At 43.9% G+C, this 22,230-nt stretch carries 21 protein-coding genes; 15 read left to right on the top strand and 6 right to left on the bottom strand.

Features of this window, described 5'->3' with window-relative positions; all coding sequences use genetic code 11:
- Positions 1-71: 71 nt before the first annotated feature.
- The 4 genes from yfaE to ubiG all read right to left on the bottom strand — a co-directional run bounded on the left by yfaE (position 72) and on the right by ubiG (position 5,036).
- Complete coding sequence (yfaE, locus tag K6Y31_RS00335; protein ID WP_233050891.1) at positions 72-353, bottom strand: class I ribonucleotide reductase maintenance protein YfaE; 282 nt, start codon at positions 351-353, stop codon at positions 72-74.
- Complete coding sequence (gene nrdB / locus K6Y31_RS00330; RefSeq protein ID WP_233050890.1) at positions 353-1,489, bottom strand: class Ia ribonucleoside-diphosphate reductase subunit beta; 1,137 nt, start codon at positions 1,487-1,489, stop codon at positions 353-355. The genes yfaE and nrdB overlap by 1 nt, the downstream gene beginning before the upstream one ends.
- A gap of 54 nt (positions 1,490-1,543) precedes the next feature.
- Positions 1,544-3,823 carry a class 1a ribonucleoside-diphosphate reductase subunit alpha gene (gene nrdA / locus K6Y31_RS00325; protein ID WP_233050889.1) on the bottom strand — a complete coding sequence of 760 codons (2,280 nt, stop codon included), beginning with the start codon at positions 3,821-3,823 and terminating at the stop codon, positions 1,544-1,546.
- Between the two features lie 487 nt (positions 3,824-4,310).
- A complete protein-coding gene (gene ubiG, locus K6Y31_RS00320) occupies positions 4,311-5,036 on the bottom strand; it encodes a bifunctional 2-polyprenyl-6-hydroxyphenol methylase/3-demethylubiquinol 3-O-methyltransferase UbiG (RefSeq protein ID WP_427901884.1) in 726 nt (241 codons plus the stop codon).
- Positions 5,037-5,207: 171 nt separating this feature from the next.
- Here ubiG and gyrA point away from each other — a divergent pair, with 171 nt between their 5' ends.
- The 11 genes from gyrA (at position 5,208) to pyrF (ending at position 18,091) form a co-directional block, all read left to right on the top strand.
- Positions 5,208-7,910 carry a DNA topoisomerase (ATP-hydrolyzing) subunit A gene (gene gyrA / locus K6Y31_RS00315; RefSeq protein ID WP_233050888.1) on the top strand — a complete coding sequence of 901 codons (2,703 nt, stop codon included), beginning with the start codon at positions 5,208-5,210 and terminating at the stop codon, positions 7,908-7,910.
- Positions 7,911-7,968: 58 nt separating this feature from the next.
- Positions 7,969-9,057: a 3-phosphoserine/phosphohydroxythreonine transaminase gene (gene serC, locus K6Y31_RS00310; RefSeq protein ID WP_233050887.1), complete on the top strand. Its 1,089-nt coding sequence runs from the start codon at positions 7,969-7,971 to the stop codon at positions 9,055-9,057.
- A gap of 8 nt (positions 9,058-9,065) precedes the next feature.
- Complete coding sequence (gene hisC / locus K6Y31_RS00305; RefSeq protein WP_233050886.1) at positions 9,066-10,169, top strand: histidinol-phosphate transaminase; 1,104 nt, start codon at positions 9,066-9,068, stop codon at positions 10,167-10,169.
- 11 nt (positions 10,170-10,180) lie between these two features.
- Positions 10,181-11,461 (top strand): 3-phosphoshikimate 1-carboxyvinyltransferase, encoded by a 1,281-nt coding sequence (gene aroA, locus K6Y31_RS00300; RefSeq protein WP_232802988.1) that lies wholly within the window; start codon positions 10,181-10,183, stop codon positions 11,459-11,461.
- A 163-nt stretch (positions 11,462-11,624) separates the two neighbouring features.
- Positions 11,625-12,638, top strand: coding sequence for a class 1 fructose-bisphosphatase (gene fbp / locus K6Y31_RS00295; RefSeq protein ID WP_233051128.1), 1,014 nt, complete (start codon positions 11,625-11,627; stop codon positions 12,636-12,638).
- A 202-nt stretch (positions 12,639-12,840) separates the two neighbouring features.
- On the top strand, positions 12,841-13,530 hold the full coding sequence (gene cmk, locus K6Y31_RS00290; protein ID WP_233050885.1) for a (d)CMP kinase: 690 nt from the start codon (positions 12,841-12,843) through the stop codon (positions 13,528-13,530).
- Positions 13,531-13,647: 117 nt separating this feature from the next.
- Positions 13,648-15,324: a 30S ribosomal protein S1 gene (rpsA, locus tag K6Y31_RS00285; RefSeq protein WP_232802978.1), complete on the top strand. Its 1,677-nt coding sequence runs from the start codon at positions 13,648-13,650 to the stop codon at positions 15,322-15,324.
- Positions 15,325-15,496: 172 nt separating this feature from the next.
- Entirely contained in the window at positions 15,497-15,787 is a 291-nt protein-coding gene (ihfB, locus tag K6Y31_RS00280) for an integration host factor subunit beta (protein WP_232802976.1), read from the top strand.
- Positions 15,788-15,912: 125 nt separating this feature from the next.
- Positions 15,913-16,200 carry a LapA family protein gene (locus tag K6Y31_RS00275; RefSeq protein ID WP_233050884.1) on the top strand — a complete coding sequence of 96 codons (288 nt, stop codon included), beginning with the start codon at positions 15,913-15,915 and terminating at the stop codon, positions 16,198-16,200.
- Between the two features lie 6 nt (positions 16,201-16,206).
- On the top strand, positions 16,207-17,376 hold the full coding sequence (lapB, locus tag K6Y31_RS00270) for a lipopolysaccharide assembly protein LapB (protein ID WP_233050883.1): 1,170 nt from the start codon (positions 16,207-16,209) through the stop codon (positions 17,374-17,376).
- Between the two features lies 1 nt (position 17,377).
- Positions 17,378-18,091 (top strand): orotidine-5'-phosphate decarboxylase, encoded by a 714-nt coding sequence (gene pyrF / locus K6Y31_RS00265; protein WP_233050882.1) that lies wholly within the window; start codon positions 17,378-17,380, stop codon positions 18,089-18,091.
- Between the two features lie 36 nt (positions 18,092-18,127).
- Here the strand turns inward: pyrF and rrtA are convergent, their stop codons facing one another.
- The gene (gene rrtA / locus K6Y31_RS00260; protein WP_233050881.1) at positions 18,128-18,709 is read right to left on the bottom strand and encodes a rhombosortase; all 582 of its coding nucleotides are present in this window, start codon (positions 18,707-18,709) and stop codon (positions 18,128-18,130) included.
- A gap of 32 nt (positions 18,710-18,741) precedes the next feature.
- Here rrtA and K6Y31_RS00255 point away from each other — a divergent pair, with 32 nt between their 5' ends.
- Positions 18,742-19,329 (top strand): tRNA-uridine aminocarboxypropyltransferase, encoded by a 588-nt coding sequence (locus K6Y31_RS00255; RefSeq protein WP_233050880.1) that lies wholly within the window; start codon positions 18,742-18,744, stop codon positions 19,327-19,329.
- A 45-nt stretch (positions 19,330-19,374) separates the two neighbouring features.
- Here K6Y31_RS00255 and queC read toward each other — a convergent pair whose 3' ends face one another.
- A complete protein-coding gene (queC, locus tag K6Y31_RS00250) occupies positions 19,375-20,031 on the bottom strand; it encodes a 7-cyano-7-deazaguanine synthase QueC (protein ID WP_233050879.1) in 657 nt (218 codons plus the stop codon).
- A 67-nt stretch (positions 20,032-20,098) separates the two neighbouring features.
- Here queC and queE point away from each other — a divergent pair, with 67 nt between their 5' ends.
- The 3 genes from queE to galE all read left to right on the top strand — a co-directional run bounded on the left by queE (position 20,099) and on the right by galE (position 22,129).
- Positions 20,099-20,776 carry a 7-carboxy-7-deazaguanine synthase QueE gene (queE, locus tag K6Y31_RS00245; RefSeq protein ID WP_233050878.1) on the top strand — a complete coding sequence of 226 codons (678 nt, stop codon included), beginning with the start codon at positions 20,099-20,101 and terminating at the stop codon, positions 20,774-20,776.
- A 2-nt stretch (positions 20,777-20,778) separates the two neighbouring features.
- Positions 20,779-21,000 (top strand): DUF3820 family protein, encoded by a 222-nt coding sequence (locus tag K6Y31_RS00240; RefSeq protein WP_233050877.1) that lies wholly within the window; start codon positions 20,779-20,781, stop codon positions 20,998-21,000.
- A gap of 112 nt (positions 21,001-21,112) precedes the next feature.
- A complete protein-coding gene (gene galE, locus K6Y31_RS00235; RefSeq protein ID WP_233050876.1) occupies positions 21,113-22,129 on the top strand; it encodes a UDP-glucose 4-epimerase GalE in 1,017 nt (338 codons plus the stop codon).
- Positions 22,130-22,230 lie beyond the last annotated feature (101 nt).

Genomic DNA, 22,230 nt, shown 5'->3' with positions numbered 1-22,230 from the left:
AACAATCGGACTTTGCAGTGTAGCAGCAAAGCCGCTTAGCTGCAGCAATTCTACGTTGTTTTAAAGTGAAATTAACCTGTTAATTTCAGAGGTAATTTTGCTTCAGGGATGGCAAGCTCAATGGCGCTTTTCGCCTTACTGCAGCAGGTTAATATATGATCTTTTCTTACATAAGCGAGGGGCTCGATAATGTATTCTACCGAGCCACTGATTAATTGACACTGACAAGCACCGCAATGGCCATCACGACATTGATATTCCGTTTGAATACCTTGCAGTTCAAGGTTTTCCAGTAGAGTTTTTTCTTCACTGGCGTGAAAATCTACGCCATTGATGACCATTTTCTTACTCATTACAGTTCAAAGTCCTCTAAATCGTCAGCATCCATATCTGAGTTGATTTGACCGACTAGGTAAGAGCTAATTTCAGACTCTTGTGGTGCCACTTGCACGTTGTCACTTACCAACCAGTTGTTGATCCAAGGGATTGGGTTAGATTTAGTTTCAAAGGGGGCTTTGAAGCCGATAGCTTGCATACGTACGTTGGCAATATATTCAACGTATTGGCAAAGAATATCTTTGTTTAGACCGATCATTGAGCCGTCTTTAAACAAGTATTCAGCCCATTCTTTTTCTTGCTGCGCGGCGCGCATAAAGATGTCGATGGCTTCTTGTTCACATTCTTTGGCAATTTCAGCCATTTCAGGATCGTCAGCGCCATCGCGCCATAGGTTTAGAATGTGTTGAGTCGCATTAAGATGCAGCGCTTCATCACGGGCTATTAGCTTGATGATTTTGGCATTGCCTTCGAGTAAGTCACGCTCTGCAAAAGCGAACGAGCAGGCAAAGCTGACATAAAAGCGAATTGCTTCTAACGCGTTTACAGAGTTCATGCATAAATACACTTTACGCTTTAAAGCACGCAAAGTGATTGTTTCAACGCGGCCGTCGCTGTGCGTGTAGTCGCCTTCGCCATGTAACTGGTAAAACTGCGTTGCGGTGATTAGGTCATCGTAATAACCGGCTATGTCATCAGCACGTTTTAGGATTTCTTCGTTGTTAACGATGTCGTCAAATACGTCACTTGGATTGTTAAACAAGTTTCGGATGATATGGGTGTAACTGCGGCTGTGAATGGTCTCAGAAAATGCCCATGTCTCAATCCAGGTTTCAAGTTCAGGTAATGATACCAACGGCAGCAGTGCTACGTTAGGACTACGACCTTGAATGGAGTCCAACAAGGTTTGGTACTTGAGATTTGAGATGAAAATGTGTTGCTCGTGCTCAGGTAGGTCCTGAAAATCGACGCGATCACGGCTAACGTCTACTTCTTCTGGACGCCAAAAGAATGAAAGCTGTTTTTCAATTAATTTTTCAAAAATTTCAAACTTTTGCTGGTCATAACGGGCAACATTCACCGGGTTACCAAAAAACATAGGCTCAGTGAGGGCGTTATTTTGTACTTTTGAAAAGGTAGTGTACTTATTCATTCTGTTTCGCTCTGAATACAACATTAAAGCGGGAAGCTAAGCTTCCCCGTTTGATTAGATTTTACACGCGCCGCCTTCACAACCATCATCTTCTGGCTGTAAATCGGTTTGGCTGTCAGCTGCGCCATCGCGGGTATTATGGTAATACAAGGTTTTAAGGCCCATTTTATAAGCTGTCAGCAAGTCTTTCATCAGCATTTTCATTGGCACCTTGCCGCCGTCGAATTTAGCTGGGTCGTAGTTGGTGTTAGCTGAAATGGCTTGGTCGACAAACTTCTGCATTATGCCTACTAGCTCAAGGTATCCAGTATTGTTTGGTATATTCCAAAGTAACTCGTAGTTATCTTTTAAGCGCTCATATTCAGGCACTACTTGCTTTAAAATACCGTCTTTACTTGCTTTAATACTGATAAAACCGCGCGGTGGTTCAATACCGTTGGTCGCATTTGAAATTTGGCTCGATGTTTCTGATGGCATCAAAGCAGATAAGGTTGAGTTGCGCAGGCCGTGAGTTTTAATTTCCTCGCGTAACGTATCCCAGTCTAAATGCAGTTTTTCAGTGCAGATATTGTCCAAATCCGACTTGTAGGTATCAATGGGCATAATGCCTTGAGAATAAGTGGTTTCATTGAACAGTGGACAGGCACCTCGCTCTTTCGCTAAGCCGTTTGATGCTTTCAATAGGTAGTATTGAATCGCTTCAAAGGTGCGGTGCGTTAAGTTGTTGGCACTGCCGTTTGAATAGTACACACCATTTTTTGCTAGGTAATAAGCGTAGTTGATCACGCCAACCCCTAAGGTACGTCGATTTAAGCTGCTGGTTTGCGCCGCAGGGATCGGGTAGTCCTGATAATCTAATAGGCTATCAAGGGCTCGTACAATCAAATCAGACAGTTCTTCTAACTCATCTAAGCTCTCTAGCGCGCCTAAGTTAAAGGCCGATAGGGTACACAGGGCTATTTCACCGTTTTCGTCGTTAACGTGTTGCAATGGCTTAGTTGGCAACGCAATTTCCAGACACAAGTTACTCTGGCGGATGGGTGCCACTTTTGAGTCAAATGGACTGTGAGTATTACAGTGGTCGACGTTTTGAATGTAGATCCGACCCGTGCTAGCACGCTCTTGCATCAGCAGTGCGAATAGATCGACCGCTTTGATGGTTTTTTTACGTACATTGCTGTCTTGCTCGTATTGCAGATACAAGGCTTCAAACTTGTCTTGGTCTTCGAAAAACGCGTCGTATAGCCCAGGTGTATCTGATGGACTAAACAGGCTAATGTTGCCGCCTTTGATCAAGCGAGTGTAAAACAACTTACTCAGTTGTACGCCGTAATCTAAGTGACGTACGCGGTTTTCTTCTACGCCACGGTTGTTCTTTAATACTAATAGCGATTCAACTTCTAAATGCCAAATAGGGTAAAACACAGTGGCTGCGCCGCCACGTACGCCGCCTTGTGAACACGATTTAACCGCAGTTTGGAAGTATTTATAAAACGGAATACAACCGGTATGGAAGGCTTCACCGCCACGAATTTCACTGCCTAAAGCGCGAATACGGCCCGCGTTAATACCAATACCAGCACGCTGTGACACGTATTTTACCACGGCACTGGCTGTGGCGTTGATTGAGTCTAAGCTATCACCCGTTTCAATCAGTACACATGAGCTGAACTGGCGAGTAGGGGTGCGCACGCCTGACATGATGGGTGTCGGCAGTGACAATTTAAAGGTAGATATAGCGTCGTAAAAACGGCGCACATAATCCATACGGATAGATTTGTCGTAGTTGGCGAATAAGCAAGCAGCCACTAATACATATAAGTATTGTGCGCTTTCAAATATTTCACCGGTCACGCGGTTTTGTACTAAATACTTGCCCTCAAGTTGTTTTACCGCCGCATAAGAGAAGGTCATGTCACGCCAGTGGTCAACAAAATCATTCATTTCGTTGAATTCCGCTTGGCTGTAATCATTAAGCAGGTGACGGTCGTATTTATCCATTTCACACATTTTGACTACGTGATCGTACAAATGCGGTGGCTCAAATGTGCCGTAAGCTTTCTTACGTAGATGAAAAACGGCTAAGCGCGCAGACAGATATTGGTAATCAGGTGTCTGTGGTGAGATTAAATCAGCTGCTGCCTTGATAATGGTTTCGTGAATATTCTCGGTTTTGATGCCGTCGTAAAATTGGATGTGAGATTTTAACTCAACCTGCGATACAGATACGTTATTTAATCCCTCTGCTGCCCATGTGATAACGCGATGTATTTTATCTAAATCAATCGCTTCTTTATTGCCATCACGTTTGGTGACCAACAGATTTTTATTCATCGCATAACGCCTTTTAGATTTGTAATAACTTGGTGAATGAGCATGGATTTAGAAACAACAAAAGGCGCTACCAGTAACGACAAGAAGATGACGTTCTAATATTGCCCTCTAGTGTTTTAAAATCTGTGTAAACACAATATATAGTGTTTTGCTTCTGATTGAGTACAAGATAATGAGGTATGCGTCATTTTGCAAGGGGGAAACTTGATCATAACTTGTGGATAAAGTGTGAAATAAATAGTTAGGTTAGTGAAAGCTAACCATTGATGTCCAATCGGGTTTAGACCAAGTAAATTTCAAGTGTTTTTTTAGGTAAAAGTTAAAATATTTTTTATTTTTACTGGTTGCCTAAAAAGCCAACAACCGAGGTTATCAGGCAAGGCTGATAACACTTGGCTTGGCTTAAATGCACCTTATTTGTAGGGCTAATGAAAGCCGTTATTTGAGGTGAAAAAATGTGCACATTATCAAAAATTGATGTTTTTGTTTATTCGGCTAATGGTTTTGCCATCAGCATGTAATTCACGTCCACATTTTCCGCCAAATAAAAGTTTTTCAATATGGGGTGATAGTGTACGCCGGTCAAATCAGTACACTGTAAGCCGACTTGATCGGTAAAGTTCAAAAATTCAGACGGGCGAATAAACTTTTGGTGTTCATGTGTGCCTTTAGGCACCCAGCGCAATAAATACTCTGCGCCGATGATCATCATTAAGTACGATTTGGCAGTGCGGTTAATAGTAGAGAAAAAAACGACCCCGTCAGGTTTAACCAGTTGGCGGCACGCGGCGATAACGGAAGCGGGATCGGGCACGTGTTCTAACATCTCCATACAAGTGACCACATCATAGCTATGAGGCTGTTCGTTAGCGTGTTGCTCAGCGGTCATTTGAATATAATCAAGCTTGGCGCCTGTTTCTAATGCATGTAGGCGCGCTACCTCTAATGGTTCTGTGCCCATGTCGAGTCCAGTGACGATAGCGCCTTTGTGCGCCATGCTTTCGGCAAGAATACCGCCGCCGCATCCCACATCGAGCACTTTTTTACCAAATAAGCCCTGACAGCCACGATTGATATAGTCAAGACGGGTAGGGTTGAGCAAGTGAAGCGGCTTAAAATCGCCTTCTAAATCCCACCAACGGCTCGCCATCGCTTCAAATTTTGCTATTTCTTGTGCATCTACATTCATGATTTGTGCTGCTTTTTTATTCATCTAAAAATTCTGTAGCCATTATATGCGGGAGTGGATCTGAAAAAAGCCATTTTTTCAAAAAAGTTGCGGGTTATGTGCCATTCCTCCCTCTGTCCCTGACACGAAAGTGTGCTAGAATCCCTCCCTCGTCAAATCAGACCGAAATTATTAGATTTAGGGATTTAGGCTTATATGAGCGATCTTGCAAAAGATATTACGCCGGTAAATATCGAAGATGAGTTAAAAACATCTTATCTCGACTATGCCATGAGCGTCATTGTTGGACGTGCACTTCCTGATGTACGCGATGGTTTAAAACCTGTGCATCGACGTGTGTTATTTGCCATGAGTGTACTGGGCAATGACTGGAACAAACCCTATAAAAAGTCTGCCCGTGTGGTAGGTGATGTAATAGGTAAATATCACCCTCACGGTGATACAGCAGTTTACGATACCATTGTTCGTATGGCGCAAGACTTTTCATTGCGTTATATGCTCGTAGACGGCCAAGGTAACTTTGGCTCGGTAGATGGCGACTCCGCTGCGGCGATGCGTTATACCGAAATTCGCATGGATAAAATTTCCCATGAGTTATTGGCCGACTTAGATAAAGAAACCGTGGATTTTGTGCCGAACTATGACGGCACCGAAGAAATCCCCGCTGTTTTACCGACTAAAGTACCCAATCTATTAGTGAATGGCTCGTCGGGTATAGCGGTAGGCATGGCAACGAATATTCCTCCTCACAACCTGACTGAAGTGATTAACGGCTGTTTAGCGTTAATTGAAAACAGCGAGCTGACGGTTGCCGAGCTAATGGAGCATATTCCTGGCCCAGATTTTCCAACTCACGGCATTATTGCCGGCCGTAAAGGCATTGTTGATGCGTATAACACCGGTCGCGGTAAATTACGCATTCGTGCCCGCGCCGATATCGAAACCGATGCTAAAACAGGGCGTGAAACCATTATTGTTCACGAACTGCCTTATCAAGTGAACAAAGCGCGCTTGATTGAAAAAATTGCCGAATTGGTAAAAGAGAAAAAGATCGAAGGTATCAGTGCCATTCGTGATGAATCAACCCGTATTATTCGTGTATTAATCGAAGTAAAACGCGGTGATGTGGCCGAAGTGGTATTGAACAACTTGTATGCGCAAACGCAAATGCAAGTGTCTTTTGGTATTAACATGGTGGCGCTAGAAAATGGCAAACCTAAGTTATTTAACCTAAAAGAAACGCTGGAAAGCTTTATTCGTCATCGCCGTGAAGTGGTGACACGTCGTACTGTGTTTGAACTAAGAAAAGCGCGCGACCGTGCACACATCTTAGAAGGTCTTGCCATTGCCCTTGCTAATATCGACCCGATTATCGAGTTGATTCGTGAGTCGTCTACACCGGCTCAAGCCAAATTGGCACTGCAAGCGCGTGGTTGGGAGCTAGGTAATGTAGCAGCCATGCTAGAAAGTGCGGGCGTTGACGCTGCGCGTCCTGATTGGTTAGAAGAGCAATACGGTATTCGCGAAGACGGTTATTTCTTAACCGAGCAACAGGCTCAAGCAATCCTAGACTTACGTTTACATAAGTTAACGGGTCTCGAGCATGAAAAAATCCTTGATGAATACAAGTCGCTACTAGAGCTAATTGCCAGCTTATTGCATATTCTGAACAGCCCTGAGCGTCTAATCGAAGTGATTCGTGAAGAGCTAGAGCTAGTGCGTGACCAATTTGGTGACGAACGTCGCACTGAAATTACTGCCATGAGCGGTGATATCGACATGGAAGACTTGATCACAGAAGAAGATGTTGTGGTGACATTATCACGTGAGGGCTACGTGAAATATCAGCCTCTCACCGATTACGAAGCTCAGCGTCGTGGTGGTAAAGGTAAAGCAGCCACTAAGATGAAAGATGAAGACTTCATCGAACGTCTACTGGTTGCCAATACCCATGACACTATCTTATGTTTCTCTAGCCGCGGTAAATTGTACTGGCTGAAAGTCTATCAATTACCATTGGCGTCACGTGCTGCGCGTGGTCGTCCAATTATTAATATTCTGCCACTTGAAGAAAACGAACGTATTACGGCTATCTTGCCAGTGCGCGAATACCAAGATGACAAGTTTATCTTAATGGCGACAGCATCCGGTACCGTTAAAAAGACGGCCCTCAGTGCTTACAGCAAACCGCGCAGTTCAGGCTTAATCGCGATTAACCTGAGAGATGATGATGAGCTGATTGGCGTTGCTATTACTCATGGTGATAGCGAAATCATGCTGTTCTCTGATGCCGGTAAAGTGGTTCGCTTTAAAGAGTCTGAAGAAACACCTGTGCTTGATGAAGCCGGTAATCCAGTGCTTGACGAACATGGCCAACCTGAAATTAGGTTCCGCGGCGTAAGACCGATGGGCCGTACGGCGACAGGTGTACGCGGTATTAAATTGGCTGATGGTCAAAAAGTCGTGTCACTGATTATTCCAAATGGCTCGGGTGATATCTTAACGGTCACTGAAAACGGCTACGGCAAACGTACCCCACAATCTGAATACCCAACCAAAGGTCGTGCGACCCAAGGTGTGGTATCGATTAAAGTGAGTGAGCGTAACGGTAACGTGGTTGGCGCGGTTCAAGTTGAAGAAACAGAAGACATCATGTTGATCTCGAACAAAGGTACCCTCGTACGTACCCGTGTTGATGAGGTGTCAGTGGTGGGTCGTAATACGCAAGGTGTTACTCTTATTCGCACTAGTGAGGGCGAGCAAGTGGTGGCTTTGCAGCGTATTGAAGAAGTAGAAGAAGTTGAACTACTCGATGATACGGAAAACGATAACCCAGAGGCGGTGAGTGGGGAGGAAGCCCAGCTTCCACCCGATGAACAACCAACGGAACAAGAATAATCAGTAACAACCAAAACGAGCGGCTTATGCCGCTCGTTTTATTTTTCGGAAGTAGATAATGACTCAGGTTTATAATTTTTGTGCCGGTCCTGCCATGTTACCCACTGCGGTAATGGAGCAGGCGCAAGGTGAATTTCGTAACTGGAACGATCTTAATGTGTCAGTAATGGAAGTGAGCCATCGCAGTAAAGACTACATTGCATTAGCCAATCAGGCGGAGCAAGATCTTCGGGATTTATTGCAAATCCCAGATAATTATAAAGTGCTATTTTGTCAAGGTGGTGGCCGTGGTCAGTTCGCTGCCGTGCCGTTAAACCTATTTGGTGAGAAATTAGAAGCGGATTATATTATTACTGGCCAGTGGGCGCAGTCAGCCGCAGAAGAAGCAAAAAAGCACGGTAAGATCAATCAAATTGATATTCGTCGCGAAACGGCGCAAGGCCAAGCTTCCTTATTAGAGAGCAGTGAATGGCCACTTAATCCTAACGCCGCGTTTGTTCATTATTGTCCTAATGAAACCATTGAAGGCCTTGAGATCTCAAGCATTCCGGATACCGGTGATGTGCCGTTAGTGGCAGACATGAGCTCAACTATTTTGTCGCGTCCTCTTGATATCAGCCAATTTGGTGTGGTGTATGCGGGCGCACAAAAAAATATTGGTCCATCGGGGCTTGCGCTCGTGATAGTGCGTGATGATTTAATTGGCAAAGCGCGCCAAGCTATCCCATCGATTTTTGATTACAAGGTATTGGCTGAGTCTGATTCAATGTTCAATACCCCACCAACTTATAGTTGGTACTTAGCGGGCTTAGTGTTCCAGTGGTTAAAGCAGCAAGGTGGCCTAAGCGCCATGGCTGAGCATAATGAAGCGAAAGCGAAACTGCTGTATGACTATGTAGATAGCAGTGATTTCTACCAAAACAAGGTTGACCCGCAGTACCGCAGCTGGATGAACGTGCCGTTTCAGTTAGTAGACGAGTCACTTAATGAGCAATTTTTAACGGAATCGGCAGCGCAAGGGTTACTGACGTTGAAAGGCCACCGTATTGTTGGTGGTATGCGCGCCAGCATTTATAACGCCATGCCTAAAGCCGGTGTAGAAGCCCTTGTGGCCTTTATGGATAAATTTGCCAAGCAGCATAGCTAGGAGCGTATATGAGTTGTGATTTTGTGGCATTAGCCAATGTTGGAGTGCAAGGGTTACATCCTTATCAAGCTGGCAAGCCCGTTGATGAGCTAGAGCGTGAATTGGGCTTAACCAATATTGTTAAATTGGCGTCTAATGAAAACCCACTGGGTCCAAGTGATGTGGTTAAAGCGGCGATTAGCGCTGAATTCGCTGAGCTAACGCGCTACCCAGACGCAAACGGTTATGACTTGAAAACAGCCTTGGCCAATAAATATCAGATTAACACCAATCAAATTACCTTAGGTAATGGCTCAAACGACGTGTTAGAAATTTTGGCGCGCACGTTTGTCAGTGCGCAACATGAAGTGATTTTTTCGCAGTATGCGTTTGTGGTTTATCCCTTGGTTACCCAATCTATTGGCGCAAAGGCGGTGGCGGTAGCGGCCAAAGACTGGGGTCATGATTTAGATGCGATGGCAGACGCTATCACTGACAAAACTAAGATGATCTTCATTGCTAACCCGAACAACCCTACGGGCACTTGTTTAAGCTCGGCGCAGCTGCTGGCATTTTTAGCTAAGGTGCCAAGTCATATCATCGTGGTGTTAGATGAAGCATATTATGAATATGCTGACGAGCAAGCTGACACGGTGGCGTGGCTCAAGCAATTCCCTAATTTGGTGATCACCCGCACTTTCTCTAAAGCCTATGGCTTAGCAGCACTGCGCGTGGGTTACGCTATGTCAAACGATGTTATTGCCGATCTGCTCAATCGCGTGCGCCAGCCATTTAATTGTAACAGCTTAGCCATTGCGGCGGCATGTGCAGCGTTACAAGATAGCGAATATCTGGCCCGTAGTGTGGCATTAAATCAGCAAGGCATGAAGGATTTAGAAAGCTTCTTTACACAGTATGATTTGCCATACATCCCATCAAAAGGTAACTTTATCACTTTTGATACGGGGCGTGATGCCAACCCTGTTTATAACCAATTACTGCAGTTAGGCGTGATTGTTCGTCCTATTGGTGGCTATGGCATGCCCAATCATCTTCGCGTCAGTATTGGCACTGAGCAAGAAAACCAAACTTTTAAAGCAGCCCTGATCAACGTGCTCGAGCTCGGCAAATAAGTAGGAAATTAATGGAATCTTTAACTCTGAATCCCATCGCCAAAATTGATGGTGAAATAAACCTTCCAGGTTCAAAAAGTGTCTCTAATCGTGCGCTATTATTGGCGGCATTGGCTAAAGGGACAACCACATTAACCAACCTACTCGACAGTGACGATATTCGCCATATGTTAAACGCGCTAAAAGCGCTCGGCGTCAGTTATGAATTGTCAGCAGACAAAACCACTTGTGTGGTAGAAGGGTTAGGCCGTGCTTTTTCAACTCAAGGTGAGATGGAATTGTTTTTAGGTAATGCGGGTACAGCGATGCGCCCTTTGTGTGCTGCTCTTTGTTTAGGTCAAGGCGAATACCTATTAACGGGTGAGCCAAGAATGGAAGAGCGTCCAATCGGTAGCTTAGTTGATTCATTACGCCAAGCAGGCGCAGATGTTGAATACCTTAAAAATACCGATTACCCGCCACTGCGTATTAAAGGCACGGGCTTAAACGGTGGCCAAATTAAAATTGATGGCTCGGTTTCTAGTCAGTTTTTAACGGCTTTTTTGATGGCGGCACCTTATGCAAAGGCCGATACCGAAATTGAAATTATCGGTGACTTAGTGTCTAAGCCATATATTGAAATTACCCTGCACATTATGGCGCAGTTTGGTGTTGAGGTAGAAAACCACGACTACCAACGTTTTGTTATTAAAGGTAATCAAACCTATACCGCACCAGGTAAATTTTTGGTGGAAGGTGATGCTTCTTCGGCTTCTTACTTTTTAGCGGCCGCTGCGATAAAGGGCGGTACCATAAAAGTGACTGGTATTGGCAAAAAATCAGTACAAGGCGATGTACAATTTGCTGATGTACTGGAAGCCATGGGTGCGAAAATAGAGTGGGGTGATGATTACATCAAATCATCAGTCGGTGAGCTAACGGCGGTTGATCTAGATATGAATCACATTCCTGATGCGGCAATGACTATCGCGACCACGGCGCTGTTTGCTAAAGGCACCACTGCTATTCGCAATGTGTATAACTGGCGCGTAAAAGAAACCGACCGTTTGGCGGCGATGGCGACTGAGCTACGTAAAGTCGGTGCTGAAGTAGTTGAAGGGCATGACTTTATTGAAGTCACGCCACCGGCAAAACTAACCCATGCCGCTATTGATACCTATGATGACCACCGCATTGCTATGTGTTTTTCACTGGTGGCATTAAGTGATACGCCGGTAACGATAAATGACCCGGGATGTACATCGAAAACATTCCCTGACTACTTTGACAAACTCAAACAAGTCAGTCACTAAAACAAAGGAGCCAACCGGCTCCTTTTTTTGTATCTAAAATTAAGTATTTTAGGCATTTAGTTGCCACACTAGTTCAGGGTTGAGTCTAGGATTAAAAGGGAAGGATCTGAAAACCATAAGAAAGTCATATATAGGTATAAGGTAGAAATTTATGTCAGAGCCAATGAAAACACTGGGCGAGTTTATTGTTGAAAAGCAGCTGGATTTTCCAGATGCATCGGGCAGCTTAAGTGCCTTGCTAGGGGCCATACGTTTAGCCGCGAAAGTGGTTAACCGCGAAATAAACAAGGCAGGCCTTGTTGATATTATCGGTAGCGCCGGTGGTGAGAATGTGCAAGGAGAAGATCAGCAAAAGCTTGATGTTTATGCCAATGAAAAATTCAAGGCGGCGATGGAAGCGCGCGGTGAAGTGTGTGGTGTTGCCTCGGAAGAAGAAGAAGAGTTTATTGCGTTTCAAGGCACTAAATCGAAAAACGGCAAATACATTATGTTAATGGACCCGCTCGATGGCTCATCCAATATTGATGTTAATGTGTCAGTTGGCACCATCTTTTCCATTTACAAGCGCATTTCACCGATTGGCTCAGAAGTGACGCTGGAAGACTTTCTCCAACCTGGATATAAACAAATTGCTGCAGGTTATGTTATTTATGGCTCGTCGACCATGTTGGTGTATACCACAGGTAATGGCGTGCATGGTTTTACCCTTGACCCTTCCATTGGCGTTTTTTGTTTATCGCATCAAGATTTAAAAATGCCGACGCAAGGAAAAATTTATTCCATTAACGAAGGCAACTACATTAAGTTTCCCCTCGGTGTGAAGCGCTACCTCAAATACTGCCAAGAGCAGGTCCCCGAAGAAAATCGTCCTTATACCTCACGTTATATTGGCTCATTGGTTTCTGATTTTCATCGCAATTTATTAAAAGGTGGCATTTATATGTATCCCACCACGGCCAGTGCGCCAGAAGGTAAGTTGCGCCTATTGTATGAATGTAATCCGATTGCTTTTTTAGCTGAGCAAGCCGGCGGTAAAGCCAGCGATGGTGAGCGCCGGATCATGGATATTGAACCTACTGAGTTACACCAGCGCTCGCCCTATTTTGTTGGCTCCACTGAGATGGTTGAAAAAGTGGAGCAATTTTTATCTGAATGTGATCGTTTTGAAGCACCATAGCGTCACGATCTCCAGTCATTATTGTGTCTAGTAAGGTATGCTCGGTTGCAAGGCGTATTGAATTATATTTTTGAAAAATCAATATGCCTTCACATAACTTGGTATCTGCCTAGCTGATGTTATCTGGCTTGGGTATAATTAGCCGCGATTTTTTGACAACTAAATAATCAAACACTGAAACTAAGTGTTGTGGAGGCGTTATATGGTGGCGAAGGCCCCAGTAATTACAATTGATGGTCCAAGTGGCTCGGGTAAAGGCACCCTTTGCCAGAAATTGGCAGAAAAATTCAATTGGCATTTATTAGACAGCGGCGCAATTTATCGTGTGTTGGCGTTAGCCGCACTGCATCATAATGTTGAATTAGAAAATGAAGACGCGGTTTCCTTATTGGCGGGGCATTTAGATGTTGTATTTAAACCGACAGTGGACGGCGTGCGTGTATTTTTAGAAGGAGAAGATGTTAGTCGCGATCTTCGCACTGAAGAAACCGGTAATGCGGCTTCTAAAGTAGCGGCTTTTCCACGGGTACGTGAAGCACTATTACGTCGTCAGCGCAGTTTCCGTGAAGCGCCTGGTTTAATTGCTGATGGTCGCGATATGGGCACCGTGGTTTTCACGGATGCGCCAGTAAAAATCTTTTTAGATGCCAGTGCCGCAGCACGGGCCGAGCGACGCTATAAGCAATTGCAAGTCAAGGGCTTTGATGTTAATATCGCGCATCTTTTGGCCGAGATTGAAGAGCGAGATCACAGAGACAGAAATCGACCTGTGGCGCCTTTAAAACCGGCAGATGATGCATTAGTCATCGACTCAACAGAACTTGACATTAATCAAGTAGTTGAAATAGTCGTTGATTATGTAAATGAAAAATTGAATCTCAACAAGGAATAATTCATAGAATAATCCTTGTCGTTAATGTTTGTTCTAAGGATGGAATGAACTTTGTACAGCAACCCCACTCGCGATGGATCATGAGTGGTTGTCATTAACTAAAAAGTGTCTAATAACATGACTGAATCTTTTGCTCAACTCTTTGAAGAGTCTCTAAACGAAATCGAAACGCGCCCAGGTGCGATCATCAAAGGTACAATCGTTGCTATCGAAAACGGTATCGTACTGGTAGATGCAGGTCTTAAATCAGAATCTCCTATCTCAATTGACCAGTTCAAAAATGCTGCTGGTGAACTAGAAGTTAGCGTAGGTGATGAAGTTGACGTAGCTCTTGATGCAACTGATGATGGTTTCGGTGAAACTCAGCTATCTCGTGAAAAAGCTAAGCGTCATGAAGCTTGGATCGTTCTTGAGAAAGCTTACGAAGAGCAAGAAACTGTTATTGGTGTTATCAATGGTAAAGTTAAAGGCGGTTTCACTGTTGAATTAAACGGTATCCGTGCTTTCCTACCTGGTTCTCTAGTAGACGTGCGCCCAGTTCGCGACACTGCTCACCTAGAGTACAAAGACCTAGAATTCAAAGTTATCAAGCTAGACCAAAAACGCAACAACGTTGTTGTTTCTCGTCGTGCTGTTATCGAAACTGAAAACAGTGCAGAGCGTGATGAACTACTTGAAAACCTACAAGAAGGTCAAGCTGTTAAAGGTATCGTTAAGAACCTTACTGACTACGGCGCATTCGTTGATCTTGGCGGTGTTGACGGTCTACTACACATCACTGACATGGCTTGGAAACGCGTTAAGCACCCAAGTGAAATCGTTAACGTAGGTGATGAAATCAACGTTAAAGTACTTAAGTTCGATCGTGAGCGTACTCGCGTATCACTAGGTCTTAAGCAACTAGGCGAAGATCCATGGGTAGCAATTGCTAACCGTTACCCAGAAAGCACTAAGCTGACTGGTCGTGTAACTAACCTAACTGATTACGGCTGTTTCGTTGAAATCGAAGAAGGCGTTGAAGGTCTAGTACACGTAAGCGAAATGGATTGGACTAACAAAAACATCCACCCATCTAAAGTTGTTAACGTGGGTGACAGCGTTGAAGTTATGGTTCTTGATATCGACGAAGAACGTCGTCGTATCTCTCTAGGTCTTAAGCAATGTATTGCTAACCCTTGGGAATCTTTCTCTAGCACTCACAATAAAGGTGATCGTGTTAGCGGTAAGATCAAGTCTATCACTGATTTCGGTATCTTCATCGGTCTTGACGGTGGTATCGACGGTCTTGTACATCTTTCTGACATCAGCTGGAATGTTGCTGGTGAAGAAGCCGTTCGTGACTTCAAGAAAGGCGACGAAATCGAAGCTGTGGTACTACAAGTTGACCCAGAGCGCGAGCGCATCAGCCTAGGCGTTAAGCAAATCGCTGAAGATCCTTTCAACAACTACATCGCTGACAAGAAAAAAGGCGCTGTAATCGTAGGTAAAGTAATCGAAGTTGACGCTAAAGGCGCTAAACTAGAACTTGCTGAAGGCGTTGAAGGTTACATCCGCGTAGCTGACATTTCTCGTGACCGCGTTGAAGATGCAACAACTGTTGTTTCTGTAGGCGACGATCTAGAGTCTAAGTTTGTTGGTGTTGACCGTAAGAACCGCATCGTAAGCTTATCTGTACGTGCTAAAGATGAAGCTGAAGAGAAAGCGGCTATCGAAGGCCTAAACAGCAAGCAGCAAGACGAAGGCGCATTCAGCAATGCAATGGCTGAAGCTTTCAAAGCGGCTAAAAACGACTAATAATTATAAATAAAGGGTAAAATTTTATACCCTTATATTTGTAAACTGGGCTACTTAGAGTAAACTAAAAAATAGTTACTGAATAAGTAGTTACAGAGTCAGAAGAGGGGCTTTGCCCCTCTTATTTGTTTCTGCAGTAGCACAAACAGTTTTTAACCCTATGGGAGCACCTATGACAAAGTCAGATCTCATTGAACGACTCACCAGCAGACATTTGCAGTTATCAGCGAAAGAAGTTGAGCTAGCGATTAAAGAAATCCTAGAGCAAATGACAGAAACTCTCGCTTCCGGCGATCGCATTGAGATCCGAGGGTTTGGTAGTTTTTCATTACACTATCGCGCACCTCGTGTTGGTCGCAATCCTAAAACCGGTGAAAAAGTTGAATTGGATGGCAAATACGTGCCTCATTTCAAGCCTGGCAAGGAATTAAGAGAGCGTGTAAACCTAAGTCTTGGATCTTAGTAACGAATATTTAAAAACGGCCTAGTGCCGTTTTTTATTGCCTGACAATAGGATAGAAACATGATTTGGTGTAATCTATGCCGAATTATGCATCTCTCTGTGTTTATGGGCATTTTGGAGGCCAAGTGAAAGCTGTTATTACTTTTATTTTTCTCGCAATTCTTTTCGCGATAGCTATCTTTGTTGGTTTAAAAAATGACACCTTAGTGACATTCAATTATTTGATTGCCCAATCAGATGTCAGGTTATCGGTATTAATTGCGATTACCTTTGGCATTGCCTTCACTCTAGGCGCTGCCATCAGTAGCTTGTTATACCTAAAGCTCAAGATCAGTAACAAACGTCTAACCAAGAAAGTTACCCGCCAAACAGAAGAGCTCGCACATTTAAGGAAGCTTCCGTTAAAGGATTAATCCCGAATGCTTGAGCTGCTATTTTTGCTGTTACCCATTGCTGCAGGGTATGGGTGGTATATGGGCCGTCGAGGCTTACATCAAAACCAACAGCAAAGTTCCAATAAGTTAAGCCGTGACTATGTCACAGGTCTTAACTTTTTATTGAGTGACCAGCCTGATAAAGCCGTCGATCTATTTATCGACCTATTGGAAGTTGACAGTGAAACCATTGAAACCCATTTGGCGTTAGGTAACTTATTCCGCCAGCGCGGTGAAGTAGACAGAGCTATCCGCATTCATCAAAATCTTATTGCACGGCCTTCACTCACCGCAGAGCAAAAGCATTTAGCCATGTCACAACTGGCTAAGGATTATAGTGCCGCGGGGTTAATTGACCGCAGTGAGGCATTGTTTTTACAGCTGGTAGTTGAACCTGATTACAAAATTCAAGCGTTGCAGCAGTTATTACTGATTTATCAACAAACTAAAGAATGGCTTAAAGCCATTAAAGTAGCGCAGCAATTACAAAAAAGCCAAGTGAAAACAGCCGTGCGTGACATTGCGCATTTTCATTGTGAATTAGCCAATGAAGCCCATTTAGCGGGTGAAATAAAAGCCGCCATATCTGAGCTGAAAAAGGCGCTGCAAATAGATAAACGTTGCGTTCGAGCCAGTATTGGTTTAGCCGATCTGATGATAGAACAAGCAGATTATAAACAAGCATTAAAGTACCTTGCGATGGTGGTTGAGCAAGATATCGACTTTGTCAGTGAAACCTTGCCGCGCCTAGAAACATGTTTTCGCCAGACTCAAGACCAACAAGGGATGATCAGCTGTTTAGACAATGCCTGGAATAAAGGGGCGGGTGCATCCGTTGGTTTAAAAATCGCTGACTATATTGCTCAAAGGCAAGGTATTGAAAGTGGTGAGGCCGCTGTGGCGAAACAATTAGTTAAAAACCCAACCATGAAAGGTTTTTATCAGCTGATGGTCTATCACCTCGAATTAGCTGAAGATGGTCGAGCAAAAACCAGCTTGGACAGTTTAAGAAAACTGGTACTAGAACAATTGAAGATGAGTCCCAACTGCCGGTGTCGAAAATGTGGCTTTGCCACTAAATCGATTTTTTGGCAGTGCCCCTCATGTAAGAGTTGGGGCTCAGTAAAACCGATACGCGGATTAGATGGAGAATAAAATGAATACCAACCTTGTTGCCGATCCTAAAGTTGTGGTGGCGCTTGATTATGCCGACCAAAAAGCGGCACTAAATTTTATTGATCAAATTGATCCCAGCAGTTGTCGCTTAAAAATTGGCAAAGAAATGTTTACTCATTTTGGCCCTGCCTTTGCCAAACAAATTGTCGATCGCAAATTTGATTTATTTTTAGACCTTAAGTTTCACGATATCCCAAATACGGTGGCGAAAGCGGTTGCTGCCTCGGCTGACTTAGGTGTTTGGATGGTCAATGTACATGCTAGTGGTGGTCGTCGCATGATGGAAGCTGCGAAGGCATCACTTGATAGCTATGGTAAAGATGCACCTCTGCTTATTGCTGTGACGGTGTTAACCAGTATGGAAGCACAGGATTTAGCGGAAGTGGGGATTAATGTCTCACCGCAAGAGCACGTAAAACGTTTAGCTAAACTCACTCAAGATTCAGGCCTAGACGGTGTTGTGTGTTCGGCGCAAGAAGCCAGCATGCTGAGCCAATCCCTTGGTAAAGAATTTAAGCTTGTCACTCCCGGTATTCGACCTGTTGGCAGTGATGCTGGCGACCAACGTCGTATCATGACCCCAGCAGAAGCGATTCAAGCAGGCTCGCATTACTTAGTTATTGGCCGTCCAATTACCCAAGCAGTAAATCCTGCTCAAGTGTTGGCAGAAATCAATCAAAGCTTAATGGTGTAATGCTACAAGGTCATTAGCCCTTTGCCGTGACGAGGGCTAATGCTTTGATTCTTTGTGTTTAAATTGAAGCGTAAAAAAGCCGGTTAAATAGCAAATTAATCCTATTATGGCGCCATATAAATGGGCATCGACCATGACATTTGCCTCAATCAAGTTGGCCATCATGGTTGGCTCTGAGCCAAATTGTTCAAACGCTAACTTACCGATTAGACCAAACAGCAACGGCCAAGCCAATGACACTTTCTGCGCGATGTCTTTACAAACCCCATAACTAAATAGGCCGTGTAGTGTGCCGGATAAGCCGACATACCAAATAACGTCAGGATTAAATAGCCACAAGCCAAGCCCGACGAAGCTGCTAACCATGATTATCAGAGCGAATAAGCGTTGCCAAGGTAAGTGAGGCTTAAATAGCTGCCATATGACGATTAGCCCAGCGCTATTGATAGCGAAATGGTAACTGTTAGTATGACAAAACGAGGCGGTTAAAAAACGCCAAGCTTGCCAAGGTAGATCGTGGCGCGAATAAATGAGCCACATTTGAGCCCATGTTTGATTAAGCATGATCAGCGCCATGGTAAAGATTAGAATAACGATGAATAAAAAAGTGGACCTCATCTGTCTGAGCGCTCCAAGAAAGAGGAAAAAGCATGTCGACTCGGCCATGGTGCACGCGTTGCAAAAAGGCACAAGTAGCTTGTATTTGTCATATGATCACTGAGATAGACAATCAATACAAACTGATCATTCTACAGCATCCCAGTGAAGCAAATAAAGCCATCGGAACGGCGCGCATATTATCGTTAAGCTTGAAACGCTGTGAGATTATTTGTTCTGAAACCTTACCTGCTGGGTTAATTGAAGCAGCGCCTACCTATTTACTTTATCCCAGTGAGCAAAACACAACTCAGGCTGGTGACACTTGTATTCCAGCGGACAGTCAATTTGTGTTACTTGATGGCAGTTGGAAAAAAGCCTATCGTTTACTGCAAACCAATCCTAGTTTGCAAAGCTTGCCTTGTGTGGCAATAGATGTAAAACAGCAAACACAGTATAAGATACGCAAGTCATCTAAACAGCAAGGCGTGTCGAGTGTTGAAGCGGGGTATTATTTATTAAGTCAATTGGAAGGTAACGAAGCCAAATACCAACCGTTACTGGAGGTGTTCCAAGGGATGATAGATTTTCAGCTTAAGCAAATGCCGTCCAGTATTGTCGCAAAGCATTACGCTAAATAGCCTGTAAAAGTAACGAGAGGCGTGTATAAGCCTCTCGCGGGATAGTTATTCGTAGCTTAGTGGGTCATTAATGCCATTAGCGGCAAATGCGCCTAAACGCTCTTTACAGGCACCACATTTACCGCAGGCTTGTTCACGGCCATTATAACAAGTCCAAGTATATTGATAGTCTAAGCCCATTTTGATGCCGTCCCTCAAAATGGCTTCTTTTGAGGCGGTAAGATAAGGCGTAACAATTTCCACGGCTTCATAATTTGCGATCGCAGCAACATCATTCATGCGACGCACAAACTCAGGCCTACAATCAGGATAGATATCGTGATCGCCGCCATGGGCGCCATACATCACTTGTTCGGCTTTGATAGAAACAGCATAACCAATGGCCAGAGAGAGTAAGATCATATTGCGGTTAGGCACGACCGTTGATGACATATTATCAGGATCGTAATCGCCTTCTGGAATATCGATATCTGAAGTTAGCGATGAACCGCCAATAAGCTGGTTGATAGCTGAAATATCTACGATTTTATGATTGATATGATTGTGCATACAAAACTGACTGGCCACATCCACTTCTTTAACGTGACGTTGGCCGTAATTAAACGTAAGGGCATAAACTTCATAGCCTTGCCTGATGGCTTTGTTTAATACGGTAAATGAGTCCATGCCACCGGAGTAAATCACCACTACTTTTTTGCTCATAAGTCTTGAGTTTCGCTTATTATTCACATATAACAGCCGATTTTACGCAAAACAGGTGTATAAACCAATGGCTCAGCGCTACCCAATCAACGAAATATTTCAAACTATCCAAGGGGAAGGTTTATTCACTGGCGTACCCGCTATTTTTGTTCGCTTACAGGGTTGTGATGTTGGCTGCCCTTGGTGCGATACACAGCACACTTGGACGGTTTCACCAGACCGAGAGACAAATCTGAACCAGGTAACCGACAAAAGCGACACTTCGGATGCTTGGGCAAATGCCACTACAGCTGAAATTCTCAATGAATTTATTCGTTTGGGGTATCAAGCTAATCATGTGGTGATCACTGGTGGTGAGCCTTGTATGTATGATTTGCGTGAGCTAACCCAAGCGTTAGCAGTGCAGGGTTATCAAAGCCAAATTGAAACCAGCGGTACTTATGAAGTACTGGTTGATGACGCTGCGTTTGTGACGGTTTCGCCAAAAGTAAAAATGAAGGGGGGCTTAGTGGTGCGTCCTGACGCACTGCTGCGCGCCAATGAAATAAAGCACCCCGTGGCCACCGAGAAAGACATCGATGCCCTTGATGCGCTTTTAGCGCAGTGCAAATGGACAACACCGCCTCAGGTTTGTTTGCAGCCCATTAGCCAAAAAACCAGAGCGACCCAACTCGCCATGGAAACGTGTATCGCGCGTAATTGGCGGTTATCTATTCAAACTCATAAGTACCTAGGGATCGATTAATTATGGACCAAGCACATATTGAGCAAATGAAAGCCGCATTAGAACAAGTGATGCCTTTTGGTAAATACAAAGGCCTAAGGCTAATAGATTTACCTGAGCCCTATTTAGTGTGGTTTTCTCAGCAAGGTTTTCCTGAAGGGTTATTAGGCCAGCAATTGGCTCTGGCTTATGAAGTTAAACTTAATGGTTTAGAAACCATGTTAAAACCATTGTTGCAGCGCTAATTCTTCCTCTAAAAAGTCAAAATTAGCGAATTACTACACTTTAACTACGCACTGTAATACAATCAATTTATTATAAATATTTTGATTTAATCAATACTCAATGGAGATGAATGTGAGCATTCTAATTACGGGTGGTGCCGGCTATATCGGTAGTCATACCTTAGTGGAGCTATTAGCGGCGGACTACGACGTAGTAGTAATTGATAATTTATGCAATTCTAATGTGGAATCATTGGCTCGCGTTGAAACCATAACGGGGAAAAAAATTCCTTTTTTTGAAATGGATATTCGTGACAAAGGGGCACTTGACCGCTTATTCAGTCAGCATGATTTTGACAGCGTTATTCATTTTGCTGGATTAAAAGCAGTAGGGGAGTCAACCCAAATTCCGCTAACTTACTACGATAACAACATTTCAGGCACAGTCACTTTGTGTGAAGTGATGGCAAAACATAATGTTAAAAACATCGTGTTTAGCTCTTCTGCCACCGTATATGGCGATCCTGCAACTGTGCCTATTACTGAAGATTTTCCTACGTCTGCCACAAATGCGTATGGCCGCAGTAAATTGTTTATTGAAGAGATATTGGCTGATTTATATCGTAGTGATCATTCATGGAATGTGATTAATTTACGTTATTTTAATCCAGTGGGGGCACATATTAGTGGCACCATAGGTGAAGACCCGAACGGTATTCCAAATAACCTTATGCCTTATATTGCGCAAGTTGCGGTTGGTAAATTAAAGCAAGTGAATGTGTTTGGTGATGATTATAATACGCCAGATGGAACGGGTGTTCGCGACTATATTCATGTAGTTGATTTGGCCAAAGGCCACGTTAAAGCAGTTGAAAAATTAAAACAAATCCCGGGACTAGCCACTTATAACCTAGGCACTGGCCGTGGTTATTCAGTGCTTGAAATGATTGAAGCGTTTGCTGCTGCGTCAGAACAAGATATTCCGTATCAAATCGCACCGCGTCGTGCGGGTGATATCGCGCAGTGTTATGCAGATCCGGCTTTCGCGAAACAGGAATTGAATTGGCAAGCAGAAAAAACCATTAATGATATGACTACAGACAGCTGGCGTTGGCAGTCAAATAACCCGCAGGGTTATAAACAAGAATAACCCGCAGGGTTATAAATAAGAATAACCTGCAGGGTTACAAATAGAAAATACCCGCGCGTTAGTAATAAAAACGATCTTCAGGGTGATAAGTAAAACGGCAG

It is taken from the genome of Motilimonas cestriensis, from assembly GCF_021295315.1.
GTDB lineage: Bacteria > Pseudomonadota > Gammaproteobacteria > Enterobacterales > CBDFNC01 > Motilimonas > Motilimonas cestriensis.
This window is presented reverse-complemented; position numbering and strand designations above follow the sequence as displayed.